Here is a 12247-nt window from a genome sequence, read left to right on the forward strand (position 1 = left end):
GGGGCACGTCGTGTCAGGGTTGTCCTCACTGCAATTTGAAAAATGTATGGGAGAAACAGTAAAAAGGGGCGACAAGCCCCTCTTAATTGTGTGATGCTGATAATTTTCGTTTATTTACAGAAATCGTAGCAATTAGTTTCAAAATTTTTCATCGCAAAAAAACTTTTTTCTCATTTAATGATCTTGCTATATTCGATAAAAGCTGAATTGTATTTCTTATCTCATGTTCCGTAGTGTCTGGGTGAATTGCGCAGATTCGGAGGACAGTTTTTCCATTGAGTTGTGTCGTAAGCACAGAGGCGTATCCGTTTGTCATCATTTCTTGGGAGATCCTTTTATTGAGTGAATCTAATTCTTGCTCAGATAATCCAGTTGGCGCATATCGAAAATTAACAATCGCTAATTTAGCGGGGGTTACAATTTCCCAATGATTATGTTTTTTGATTTCATCTTCAGCCCATTCTGCGAGTTGAACTCCATGCTCTATAACTTCACTGACAGCATTCGTTCCTAAAGCTTGCAGTGTCACCCATAGTTTCAAACTTCGAGCAGGCCGGGTTAACTCAGGACCCAGATCCCAATAATTCATATGTTCTTCATCAGTCTCGGCATCTTTCAAATACTCTGGATGGGTGCTGAAGCAATTTTCGAGGTGCTGCTTTTCTTTGGCTAAAACCACACTACAGGAATAGGTCTGCATTAGCCATTTGTGTGCATCCCAGGTGATACTATCTGAACGTGATATCCCGCTCAAAAGAGACTTATATTTCGAAGAAGCCAAAATCGACGCACCGTAAGCTCCATCCACGTGTAACCAAATATTATGTTTTTCACATAGGTCAGCAATTTCGTTTAATGGGTCAATGCTTCCCGTATTGGTTGTGCCTGCCGTGGCAATGATTGCAAAAGGCTTCATCCCAGCCGCTTGATCATCCATTATTTTTTTTTCTAAGGCTGAAACATCCATACGAAAATTTGTATCACTTGGAACCTTCCTGATTTGATCACTGCGGAATCCGAGGATGCGTAACCCTTTGGCGACCGATGAATGAGTTTGATCTGAAACATAAGCAGTTCCAATGGCATATTCCTGCTCGGATAACTTTGCATTGCGTGCAGCTGCTAAAGCGGTCAAATTCGATAGCGATCCGCCCGACAGAAATAAGCCCCCAGCAGTATCGGGATATCCTGCTTGGTCACACATCCACCGGATCACTTCCCCCTCTAAAAGGCTTGCGCTCGAACTCAGCATCCAGCTTCCGGCATGGGTATTATAGGCGCTGGTCATGATATCTCCTAACCACGAGTAAAGAGACATTGGACCAGGAACCAATGCGAAAAAGCGAGGGTGTTGCATGAAGGTTTGGTGAGGATAGACGTTTTTCCTCATTTCATCGACGACCTCTTGTATCGGTCTTCCTTTTTTCGGAAAACCAATTCCCCTTAAATGAGCTATCGTATCCTCATCTGCAATGTTGATTACTTTTTGAGATCGAATGTTATTATTTTCTGCTATTAATGAATGTATGAACTGCTCAATAATCTCGCCTAATTGCTGATTTGGTTCTTGATTCATCATAAGCATCTCCATCTCCTTTGTTTAACTTCAACCAAAGTATAATATAACATCTGTTGTCATATTGTGAGATTCACCGATTTCATCATTACGTTTATTTTTAGGCACTTTGCTATTACATAAATTAATTTTCAAGGTCGAAGATGGCTATATGACGGGGCTTGCTGGAATGGAGTTGTTAAAAGATTTGAATTTTATGCTTTTTCTAGATCCATTGCAAAATGTGATTAATCATATAAAGCAGAAAATGGCTAGTTTGATATCCAGAATATTGAGTTCGTTTTATCAAGTTTATTTCTGCTGTAATGCTAAACCCACCCCGTAAACTCCAGTATAGACGCTTTTGCAGATTGCGCTTCGGATTGTGCTCCTTTACGCCATTCTTTGGGCGGCTTTCCCATAAGCCTGGAAAAGCAACGGTTGAAGCTGGAAATGGAGTGAAAACCGACTTGTTCGGAGATCGAAAGAATAGAATCCTCCGTGCTTTTTAATTGCTTGCAAGCCTCTTCGATTCGGGTGCTGTTTAGGAAATCGAGAGGCGACGTCCCCATAATTTCATGGAATTTTCTTCGGAAATGAGTTGTACTTAAATGGCACAGATCGGCCAAAAAATCCATGGTAATGGGGTTCATATAGTTTTTCGTGATGTACTCCAGAACTGGAGAAATGACAAAATCGCTTTTCAGGCTATGCTCTGTTTCTTGATCTGCCAACAGTTCATTCCTGGAATGAATTCTAAGGAGTTCTATGTAAAGGGATAGCAATAAACCGTAGGTACTTTCCTGATAGTAAGGATTCTGCTGTTTTAATTCCTCTACGATTGAAGTCGCAAGTGTATAAACCTTGGGATGTTGCTCCTTATTCAATATACAGTTCATTCCCTTCACCACCCACAAATTCGGCTCGAAGTTGCTGTAAGCACTTTTAAATGAATGTTGAAAGAGGTCCTCTGGCGAAAAAAAGATATAAGACCAAAGACTGGCTGTATTGGGCGAACTATACGTGGTATGAGGAAGATACCTGGGGATGAAGGTGACGTCTCCGGCTTTAAAGGGTACAGATTCTCCTTTGATCTCCATGATGCCGCTATCTGAATAGCATATACCAATCTCCAAATGGTTATGGAAATGGAGATGCTCACTTTTAATATCTGAAATCTTCCAACGATCACCGCTTAATAGCAAGACAGGGAAATTTATAGGCAAGCTGTAGTGCCGATATTCTATAACGGGCTTCTTTTTTCTGGGCATATTCAATACCCCCATGACTTTGATTTTAACCAGCAGATATACATAAATGATTAGAATTGCGCAGTTTTGTTGCGAATATGCTTAGATGGAGACTATTTTACTGCGTACAATGGAGTAAGTAAAGCGTTTCCAAAACGGCGACAAACAGCTCTCAAGCGCCTTTGGGGGCGTGTGTGCTAGGAGAGGGGAATAAAGATGCTTCAATTGAATTGTGACAAGGAAGAGATATTAAAAGTTATCGACAAAGTCGTCAGAAAAACAATGGCGATGGATTTGACGTGGGACTGGCCTTGCGGTGTGGCTTATTATGGTGTATCCACGGCCTATACAAAAACAGGAAATAAAGACTATTTGAATATGCTTAAGCAGTGGGCGGATGAATATATCGAGCTGGGTCTGCCGCACTGGACGGTAAACACATGTGCTATGGGCCATATGCTGATCACATTGTATGAAGAAACAGGGGACCAGAAATATTGGGATATTGTGATGAGCAAGGTGGATTATATTCGGAACCATGCTCTCAGGTTTGGAGACCATGTTCTGCAGCATACGGTATCCGTTGCTAATGATTTCCCAGAACAGGCGTGGGCGGATACGTTGTTTATGGCGGCATTTTTTCTGCTACGTGTAGGTACCAAATTAAAAGATGAGGAAATGATCCAAGATGCCTTAAATCAGTATTACTGGCATATTAAATACCTGCAAGACCCTAGTAGCGGTCTCTGGTACCATGGCTACAATAATGTCAAGCAGGACCATATGTCCGGATTTTTCTGGGGGAGAGCGAATGCTTGGGGAGCCTATACCATGTCGCAAGTTAAAATTCATTTGAAAGACTGGTATTTATATCCGCGGTGCATGGACGTGGAGTGTTCACTTCGGGATCAACTGGCGGCACTGAAGGGGGTTCAAACGGAGAACGGCCTGTGGCGGACGGTACTGGATGACGAGGAGTCCTACGAAGAAGTGTCTGCATCTTGCGGAATCGCGGCAGCCATGATCAATAACGGCAATCCGTTGCATACCAAATACGTGCAAAAGGCATTGAAGGGCATCTTGAACCATATTAGCGAGGACGGACGGGTACTAGGTGTGTCCGGCGGCACAGCGGTTATGAAAGATCGGGATGGGTATCGGAATATTCCAAAAGACTGGATTCAGGGCTGGGGTCAAGGCCTGGCATTGGCCTTTCTGTCTGATATGTTGAATTAGGAGGGAACCAAGTTGTCCAAACAAACTACGGGGAACTTTACACTACCGGGAGAATCCGGTTATGAGGCGCTGACCCTGAAATTAGCTGAACGGTGGGGTGCCGATGTCATCCGTGATAGTGACGGCACGCAATTGTCCGATGAGATTATTAACGCTGGGTACGGCATATATTCGACAATCTGTATCATCAGAGATCATAACGAGTGGGCGTCCCACCATCTGGATAAGCTGCAGCAGTGTTTTTTAATTACAAATCCGAAGGTAGCTGTACAAGATTATGTATCCATCTATCTGATGGAGGATTTTTTTGCTGAACAATTCAAAGTTAATGATTCCAAAGAGGCGTTTAATTATTGGCAGGTTTTTGACAGAACGACCGGAGAGGAAGTTCCAAGAGAACAGTGGAATTATGAAAGGGAATCCGGAAATGTGGTCATTACCGGAATTGTTCCTTGGCATAAATACACGGTAAGCTTTATGGCCTACCGGATCTGGGAAGAGATTTCCATGTACAATCACACAACGAATCATTGGGACAAAGAGCATTTGATGCAGATTGATCCCATCTATGCAGAAACGCAAAAATATCTGCTGGATTGGATGGAAGATTGGTGTCTCCATCATAAGGAAACCACGGTTGTTCGGTTTACCTCCTTATTCTATAATTTCGCCTGGATCTGGGGCAGTAATGAGCGCAATCGCCATCTGTTCTCTGACTGGGGTTCATATGATTTTACGGTAAGTTCAAGAGCGCTTAATCTGTTTGCCAAGAAATATGGGTATTCGATGACTGCCGAGGATTTTGTGAATGGCGGGAAATACCGCGTCAGTCATATCCCGGCTGAGCAGCGCAAGCTGGATTGGATGGCATTTATCAATGATTTTGTAATCGAATTTGGCAAGAAATTAATTGACATTGTGCATAGGTACGAGAAGCTGGCCTATGTTTTCTATGATGACAGTTGGGTTGGCATGGAGCCTTACAATGACCGTTTTCAAGAGTTTGGATTTGACGGGTTGATTAAATGTGTATTCTCAGGTTATGAGGCGAGGCTTTGTTCAGGTGTAAAAGTGAATACGCATGAGATTCGGCTGCATCCATACTTATTTCCAGTTGGTTTAGGCGGGCTTCCTACCTTTATGGAAGGGGGAAACCCCACGCTGGATGCCAAAAAGTATTGGATTAATATCCGGCGCGCCTTGCTGCGGGAGCCTATTGACCGGATTGGGCTGGGCGGATATTTACATCTTGTAGAGCCTTACCCGGATTTTTGTGATTATATCGAAAAGATTGCCAATGAGTTCAGAGAAATTAAAGAACTGCATCACGAAGGCAAACCCTATCACATGAAGACGAAGGTAGCTATTCTGCATAGCTGGGGAAAATTAAGATCGTGGACATTGTCCGGCCATTTCCATGAAACGTATATGCATGATTTGATTCATGTCAATGAAGCTTTATCAGGATTGCCGATTGAAGTGCAGTTCATTGATTTTGAAGATATCCGTCAGGGAATTCTACAGGATTGTGATGTAGTGATCAATGCCGGCTCTGCTGGTTCAGCATGGAGTGGTGGGGAGCACTGGAATGACAACAAGTGTGTAGACTTACTGACCCAATGGGTTTATGAGGGTGGTGTCTTTATTGGTATCAACCAGCCTTCTGCGGTTGAAGGCCACGACAGCTTTTTCAGAATGGCACATGTTCTCGGTCTGGATGAGGATACAGGCTCCAGGGTAGGTCATGGAAAATGGACTTATGAGGTTAGGGATGAGCATGGTTTGGTTCCTAAAGGAGCCAGTATAACGCCAAAGAATAGCATTTATCTTACCGATGGGTCAGCTGCGGTAGTGGAGGAAACGAGTGGTATGATAGCATTGTCTACTCATGCCTTCGGTAAAGGAAAGGGGATCTACCTTCCTTCTTTCGAATTCAGCTGGGAAAACACAAGGTTGCTGCTGAATATAATTCGGTTTGCAGGCAATGAGTTACATGAAACGAAGTACATTACAGATAACCTATATACAGAGTGTGCTTATTATCCAGAAAGTAAAATATTGGTTGTTATTAACAATAGCGATCAACTTCAAAGAACGACGATTGAAACGGAATACGGCAAACAAACCATGGAATTAGATCCGTATGACACCATGATCACCCATATCGGCTTAACAAAATCGGTATTAGGAACGGAAAATAATGAGAAGTAGCGGTATCAAGCCCTCCTTTATTTTAAGGAAGGGCTTTTTGTTTCAGCAACTCCAGAAAATCAAGCTAATTTACCGGGGATTTTGTCCATTCAAAAGTATCTACCTCATCATTAACTATAAGTAGAACAATTAAGGAGATGATTTCTTTGAGAAAGGCAACCTTAATGAAAATTAAAAATGCGGAAGCAAAGTTGGGAAGAAAGCTAAAAAAAAGAAGTCATGTGGTTATGAATCTTAAAAAAGCCATTCGTGTAACTCAACTTGGAGATGGATTCGCACGCTTCACTTTCGCTCCGATCACTATTTCTCCTAATAGCTTTAGAAGCACTACGATTAACGGTAACGCCTACAATTTGATTAGCGGTGCATGGACTTTCTCTGGAAATGAACAAGGGTTTCTTCTCAATAATTATTCCGCGGCCGAAGACAGATGGGTGTTTACTGCATGGAATCCAACTGGATTCACAAGAACGGTATCCTATGCTGTTATCGCCAAACGGAAGCCATAATTCAAATGTCATCGTTAGCAAGGAAAAGGAGCGTGTGCCTTCTTTTCCTTGCTACAATGTAGAGGGAATTTTGAACAAACCTTCGATGATTTTATAATTTTTGATAGTGGTGTAAGAGGTGCTCAACTCTATCTTTAATAATCCGTTTTAAAGATTCTGGCTTCACTGATCGTACATAATGACCATATCTCATAAAATAATGAGCGATAAACTCCTCTTCTCCAGGATTATAAAATCCCTTAATGACTGTCTTATCACCATTTTCTATTTTCATAGAAGGATAATGTTCTTTATAAAAAATATCCTGGGCTTGTTCTACAATCTCTACTTCAAAGTCAATGCTCTTCTCAGATTGATACATTTCTAATGAACGACTAAGGAGTTCATCTATAGAAAAGCGAGAATTGTTCTCCTCTTCTTCTACAAAGGTGATTCGATCACATCTGAAAACTCTATATTTATTCGTATGTAACTCTATTCCAGTAGCATACCATTGGCCAAACTTAGCGGAAATTTTGAAAAATTGAACATAGTAACTTTTGTTCTGATTATTTTTTACATATTTAACTTTACACTTACTCTCATTAAGAATGCTTGTTAGAATTTTATCTAAATAGCGACTAACATGATTATGCTGATATATTTCAAATTGTAGAACCTTTTTCATTTTATGAATCTGGTTTATTTGTATTTTAGAAAGACAGTGTTCAAACTTTTCATTCAGTTGATTAACACTTAAGTGAAAGGGGGTGGATTGATAAGCTTCTAACGTTAACATTGCAAAGTACAGAGCATACACTTCATCCATCGTAAAAATAATGGGGGATAACAATCTATTTTTTAGGATACCATATCGTCCATGTCTGCCATGTTCCGAAAAAATAGGCATACCTAATTGTTCCAATGAACTAATATCACGTAGAGCTGTACTTTTTGAGATATGGTATTTATCCATTAGGTCATTTAAATTAAAAAACTCTCGACTGTTTAAGTATCTGATCATGTCATTTAATCTTTCTGACTTCTTCATCTAAATCTCCTTATAAAGGTGTCATGTTTTGATACCTTTTTATATGATAATAAGTTCAAGGGAATATATCAAATTCATGACATATAAAAGGAGATTGATACCATGAGTACAACACTGGAAGTAGCTATTTTCTTATCCATGAACGGAAAGGCAAAGGAAGCTATACATTTCTACAAAAAACACTTCAACGCAGAGGAATTGTTTCTTGTTACCTATCAAGACATGGCCCAACGTAACAGCTCCATACAGCTTACGGATGAAAATAAAAATTATATTTCTCATTCTGTCTTATCCATCGGAAAAACAAAACTAATGATAGCAGAAGACACAATGAACATCAGTGAAAAATATACAGTGGGTAATAACACTTCTTTATGTATTCAAAGTGCTGACCTAGAAGAAATTAAACGTTTTTATAATAGCTTGATTACGGATGATCGAGTAAAAATTATTGTGCCTTTATCAAATAATGTGTTTAGCAAAGCCTACGGTATTATTGAAGACCCGTTCGGTATTCAAATACAATTAATGTTTGATAATCGATTACAATAAAAAAAGCATGTTCCATGTTTCATAATTGGATAATAAATGGACAGAAGTAAAAACTAAAATAGGAAAACCTAAGATACCGCAGCAGAAAAGGAGACACTATGACGGAGAAAAAAGAAATAGCAGATCAAATAGGATGGAACTTCGACAACAGTTATTCTCGTTTGCCGGAATCATTGTTTACAAAGCTCAACCTAACTTCTGTCCGCGCACCCAAGCTGATCATTCTTAATCATCCGTTGGCAGCATCACTGGGGTTGAACGGTACAGCGCTGCAAAGGAATGATGGCGTAGCGGAGCTGGCTGGAAACCAGGTTCCAGAAGGAGCTGCACCTCTTGCTCAAGCTTACGCAGGGCATCAATTCGGGCATTTTAACATGTTAGGAGACGGACGTGCTCTGCTGCTTGGCGAACAGATCACTCCCTTGGGTGAACGGGTTGATATTCAGCTCAAGGGCTCAGGCAGAACGCCATATTCCCGTGGTGGTGACGGCCGTGCGGCACTTGGTCCGATGCTTCGCGAATACATCATCAGTGAGGCGATGCATGCGCTGGATATTGCTACCACCCGCAGCTTGGCGGTGGTATCCACGGGTGAGTCGATCATCCGGGAAACCGAGCAGCCCGGAGCCATTCTGACCCGTGTGGCTGGCAGTCATCTTCGCGTCGGAACCTTTCAATACGTCTCAGCATGGGGCACGTCCCAAGATCTCCGTGTTCTGGCTGATTATACCTTGGAAAGACACTACCCGGAAGTTGCCAATGACGAAAACCGTTACCTTTCACTGCTTCAGGAAGTGATTAAGCGTCAAGCCGAGCTGATTGCCAAATGGCAGCTGGTTGGTTTTATTCATGGGGTGATGAACACCGACAATATGACCCTTAGCGGAGAAACCATTGATTATGGTCCTTGCGCCTTCATGGATACCTATGATCCTGAGACGGTGTTCAGTTCCATCGACAGGCAGGGACGCTATGCTTATGCCAATCAGCCGCATATTGCTGCGTGGAATCTCGCGAGATTTGCTGAGACGCTCTTGCCACTGCTGCATGACAACAGGGAGCAGGCTGTCACACTGGCTGAGGATGCAATTTCAGATTTTGTAAAAATGTTTCACCATCATTGGCTTGCAGGAATGCGGGCGAAGCTAGGGATCTTTAACGAAGAGCAGGAGGATGAATCTCTTATTGAGGAGCTTCTGAGTATCATGCAGAAGCATCGTGCCGACTACACCAATACCTTCCGTGCCCTAACTTTGAACAAGCTGGAAGATACGGTTCTGTTCAGCACTGCGGAATTCACCCAGTGGCACGAGCAGTGGCAGGCGAGGCTGGGCAGACAGCAGGAATCACAAGCCTCCTCGCGTCAGCTGATGCGCAGCAGTAATCCTGCAATCATCCCACGCAACCACCGGGTAGAAGAAGCACTAGAAGCTGCGGTGGAACGAGAAGACTACCGTGTGATGGAGCAGCTTCTTGAAGTTCTTTCGAACCCTTATGCTTACTCTACCGAACAGGAAATGTACTCTACATTGCCTGAGGAATCCACCTGTCCTTACCGAACCTTTTGTGGTACCTGATGTGGAGCAAACGATTTGAAGATAACCTATATCATGCGTTGGTGGAGAAGATAGCCAATCTCTCACCAACGCTTTTGTTTTTATAGGGGTAGGTTGTAACTGTTTAATCCAGCTCCTGACCGTCATTTTCGATCTGTATGTGTCCGCAATAAAGACATTGATGCGTACAGTTCTGCGTAAGAGCAGGCTGGCCTTCGATGCGCATGTCGCTTTTTCCGTTCAACCAAGGCATCGTAAGGACAGGAATACACGGGGCCTTTTTCACTCCATAAATATCGACCATCTCACTGGCTTGCACAGCCGGATTCAGCGGACTGGAGCAATTTCCAAAAGATTTTATGTTCACTCCAGGTACATAATCTCCAATATTCATCTGTGCTTTATTTTTGACATACACCCCATGACTAAAAGGGCGCTTCAAACGCGTAGGCTGTGTACCGTAACTACAGCTTAAAATCGCACCCGCCACGACATAGCTTTTTTTCGCACCTGTTCCAGGTTGCACACTTGCTTCTTCCATACGGATTATTCCTCCTTTGTGGCCATCTCCACTTTTTGCACACGAACACCTGTAAATGGACGACGCAGCAGACTTTCCGCTACCGCGAGATTGATATAGACATGTGCTTCCAACAAGCCGGCAATCCGAAATATAGACGGTTCGATTTTCCCGTACTTAAGTACCAGTTGCTTCAAGGTATGGTCGGGATACCACTCGGTTTGTGAGGAAAGACAGTCCACCACAGGTGGACGCAGTATCCAGTACACATCCTGCCTGGCTTTCTGAAAATCGGTAAGTATAGCGGCCTTCCATTCCAGCTCTGGCATGTATTTTTCCAACAGGGCTTTCATGGAGTCTGAAACCAGCGGCAAAGGGAACTCCAGAAAATCCGGATATACGGTTCGTGGATCTGTATGTACTGCTAAAAACAGGGGAGTGTCCTCCGCCTGAATGGTGCGATCCGAAAGGATATCCTCCACTTGTAAGGGAGACAGGGGAGCAGTCTCCACCCGATGCTTTACGCGCTCGTCCGCCATGAGTCGGAAATACCTCATGACATCCACTCTCCTTTACTCACTGTATCTGTTATCTGTGTAGCCAGTGGCGCTTCTATAGCAGCAAGGCCAATGGCTTCGCTTAGTTGTTCATCTGTAAAGATTACCCGGTGTAGTTTTGCTCCTGTAAAATTAGCTTTTACTAAACATGCACCTATAAACGAAGCGTCAGTAACATCGGCTCCTACAAAGCAGGCACCTGTTAGATCCGCGCCGTTAAATAAAGCTCTTTGCAGCGCGGCATCTTGGAAAGCAGCCCCTTGAAGCTGTGCATGTTGAAAGCTAGCTCCCTGTAAATTAGCTCTTGTAAAATTCACTCCATCCAATCCTAACGGTTCCCAATCCAGCCAAGCATCCGATCCATATTCGCTATTGCTTAAAACTTCGTCCAGTACAGCCTCTTGCAGGGAACAGCTACTGAAATCGGCTCCGTGAAGCAGGCTGTGCGAAAAGTCGGTTCCATCTAGCTGAGTTTCTTGCCATACCGTGCCTACGAGGATACAGTGATGCAATCGACTTTGTTGCATCCCGATCTGGCGAAAGACTGTATAGCGAAAATCCAAGGAACTGTAGTCTCCATTCGACAGTTGAACTTGAGACAGTGTTTGGTAGCTGTAGGCCGATTCTTCTTTTTCCTCCAGCCAAGACTTTATTATGTTTGCATCCATGGGTCTCCGATCTTCCCGATACACAGAGACACTATGATCCATATACTCTCCGACGCGAATCTCAAAAGCTTCTTCACGATCCAACGCCTCAAACTCTGGTAGGTCGACTGCTTGCTTCATAGCCTGACGAACCAGACTAACGATCATCGTATGAAGATATCCCGCTGCTTCCAGCATGATCTGTTCCAGTTCAAGTTCGGAAAGGGAGACTTGTTGCTTCAAAGTTTCAGCCCCAAGCTGTTCACGTAATTGAGTCCAATAGAGAAAAATCCAACTCGCATCGTACTCCAACTGAACGGGCTCAGCATCAAGCATCCATAAGGCATCCGTAGCTTCAACAAGATAAACGGGCTTCTGTTCAAGCCATGTGGTGCGCAGCATAGAGTAGGTGATGTAACCAATATGACCTTTACGACCTGTGAGTTGTTTTTGCCGAACCAGCTCACAAAAGGCGCGAAAATGTTCTACTATATGCTGTAATCTTTGTGTTTGTGTTGATTTACATTTCAACGCCCATTCTTTGCGGATGAAAGACCAAGCCTGATGAAGGGCTGTTTGTTGCTGATCTAACACATCTGTTTGCTTTTCCATTTCTAATCATCC

The 12247-nt window shown here is 43.0% G+C and carries 11 protein-coding genes; 5 read left to right on the plus strand and 6 right to left on the minus strand.

Annotation, left to right across the window (positions count from 1 at the left end; all coding sequences use genetic code 11):
• Positions 1-148: 148 nt before the first annotated feature.
• Complete coding sequence (locus NLX74_RS18720; RefSeq protein WP_254329609.1) at positions 149-1579, minus strand: pyridoxal phosphate-dependent decarboxylase family protein; 1431 nt, start codon at positions 1577-1579, stop codon at positions 149-151.
• Between the two features lie 305 nt (positions 1580-1884).
• Complete coding sequence (locus tag NLX74_RS18725) at positions 1885-2826, minus strand: AraC family transcriptional regulator (RefSeq protein ID WP_254329610.1); 942 nt, start codon at positions 2824-2826, stop codon at positions 1885-1887.
• A gap of 195 nt (positions 2827-3021) precedes the next feature.
• On the opposite strand from NLX74_RS18725, the gene NLX74_RS18730 reads away from it, so the two are divergent.
• The 3 genes from NLX74_RS18730 (at position 3022) to NLX74_RS18740 (ending at position 6761) form a co-directional block, all read left to right on the plus strand.
• Complete coding sequence (locus NLX74_RS18730; RefSeq protein WP_254329611.1) at positions 3022-4041, plus strand: glycoside hydrolase family 88/105 protein; 1020 nt, start codon at positions 3022-3024, stop codon at positions 4039-4041.
• Between the two features lie 12 nt (positions 4042-4053).
• Entirely contained in the window at positions 4054-6252 is a 2199-nt protein-coding gene (gene gnpA, locus NLX74_RS18735; protein WP_254329612.1) for a 1,3-beta-galactosyl-N-acetylhexosamine phosphorylase, read from the plus strand.
• Positions 6253-6389: 137 nt separating this feature from the next.
• Positions 6390-6761: a hypothetical protein gene (locus NLX74_RS18740; protein ID WP_231109497.1), complete on the plus strand. Its 372-nt coding sequence runs from the start codon at positions 6390-6392 to the stop codon at positions 6759-6761.
• A gap of 91 nt (positions 6762-6852) precedes the next feature.
• Here the strand turns inward: NLX74_RS18740 and NLX74_RS18745 are convergent, their stop codons facing one another.
• A complete protein-coding gene (locus NLX74_RS18745) occupies positions 6853-7791 on the minus strand; it encodes a helix-turn-helix transcriptional regulator (protein WP_254329613.1) in 939 nt (312 codons plus the stop codon).
• A 102-nt stretch (positions 7792-7893) separates the two neighbouring features.
• Between NLX74_RS18745 and NLX74_RS18750 the strand changes: the two genes are divergently transcribed.
• Positions 7894-8343, plus strand: a complete 450-nt coding sequence (locus tag NLX74_RS18750) for a VOC family protein (protein ID WP_254329614.1) — start codon at positions 7894-7896, stop codon at positions 8341-8343.
• Positions 8344-8441: 98 nt separating this feature from the next.
• A complete protein-coding gene (locus tag NLX74_RS18755) occupies positions 8442-9920 on the plus strand; it encodes a protein adenylyltransferase SelO (protein WP_254329615.1) in 1479 nt (492 codons plus the stop codon).
• 103 nt (positions 9921-10023) lie between these two features.
• On the opposite strand, the gene NLX74_RS18760 is transcribed toward NLX74_RS18755, so the two are convergent.
• Genes NLX74_RS18760 through NLX74_RS18770 form a run of 3 tightly spaced genes read right to left on the minus strand, consistent with a single transcriptional unit; the run spans position 10024 to position 12235 of the window.
• Entirely contained in the window at positions 10024-10440 is a 417-nt protein-coding gene (locus NLX74_RS18760) for a DUF4280 domain-containing protein (RefSeq protein WP_013308879.1), read from the minus strand.
• A gap of 5 nt (positions 10441-10445) precedes the next feature.
• Complete coding sequence (locus NLX74_RS18765; RefSeq protein ID WP_254329616.1) at positions 10446-10976, minus strand: hypothetical protein; 531 nt, start codon at positions 10974-10976, stop codon at positions 10446-10448.
• A complete protein-coding gene (locus NLX74_RS18770; RefSeq protein ID WP_254329617.1) occupies positions 10973-12235 on the minus strand; it encodes a pentapeptide repeat-containing protein in 1263 nt (420 codons plus the stop codon). Before NLX74_RS18770 ends, NLX74_RS18765 begins: the two co-directional genes overlap by 4 nt.
• Between the last annotated feature and the right edge of the window lie 12 nt (positions 12236-12247).

Source organism: Paenibacillus sp. MZ03-122A, assembly GCF_024213325.1.
Lineage (GTDB): Bacteria > Bacillota > Bacilli > Paenibacillales > Paenibacillaceae > Paenibacillus > Paenibacillus polymyxa_B.

What these genes read in the sequence shown, in the direction of transcription:
- NLX74_RS18720 (WP_254329609.1), bottom strand. Translation starts at nt 1,579, where the DNA reads ATGATGAATCAAGAACCAAATCAGCAATTAGGCGAGATTATTGAGCAG.
- NLX74_RS18725 (WP_254329610.1), bottom strand. Translation starts at nt 2,826, where the DNA reads ATGCCCAGAAAAAAGAAGCCCGTTATAGAATATCGGCACTACAGCTTG.
- NLX74_RS18730 (WP_254329611.1), top strand. Translation starts at nt 3,022, where the DNA reads ATGCTTCAATTGAATTGTGACAAGGAAGAGATATTAAAAGTTATCGAC.
- NLX74_RS18740 (WP_231109497.1), top strand. Translation starts at nt 6,390, where the DNA reads ATGATTTCTTTGAGAAAGGCAACCTTAATGAAAATTAAAAATGCGGAA.
- NLX74_RS18745 (WP_254329613.1), bottom strand. Translation starts at nt 7,791, where the DNA reads ATGAAGAAGTCAGAAAGATTAAATGACATGATCAGATACTTAAACAGT.
- NLX74_RS18750 (WP_254329614.1), top strand. Translation starts at nt 7,894, where the DNA reads ATGAGTACAACACTGGAAGTAGCTATTTTCTTATCCATGAACGGAAAG.
- NLX74_RS18755 (WP_254329615.1), top strand. Translation starts at nt 8,442, where the DNA reads ATGACGGAGAAAAAAGAAATAGCAGATCAAATAGGATGGAACTTCGAC.
- NLX74_RS18760 (WP_013308879.1), bottom strand. Translation starts at nt 10,440, where the DNA reads ATGGAAGAAGCAAGTGTGCAACCTGGAACAGGTGCGAAAAAAAGCTAT.
- NLX74_RS18765 (WP_254329616.1), bottom strand. Translation starts at nt 10,976, where the DNA reads ATGAGGTATTTCCGACTCATGGCGGACGAGCGCGTAAAGCATCGGGTG.
- NLX74_RS18770 (WP_254329617.1), bottom strand. Translation starts at nt 12,235, where the DNA reads ATGGAAAAGCAAACAGATGTGTTAGATCAGCAACAAACAGCCCTTCAT.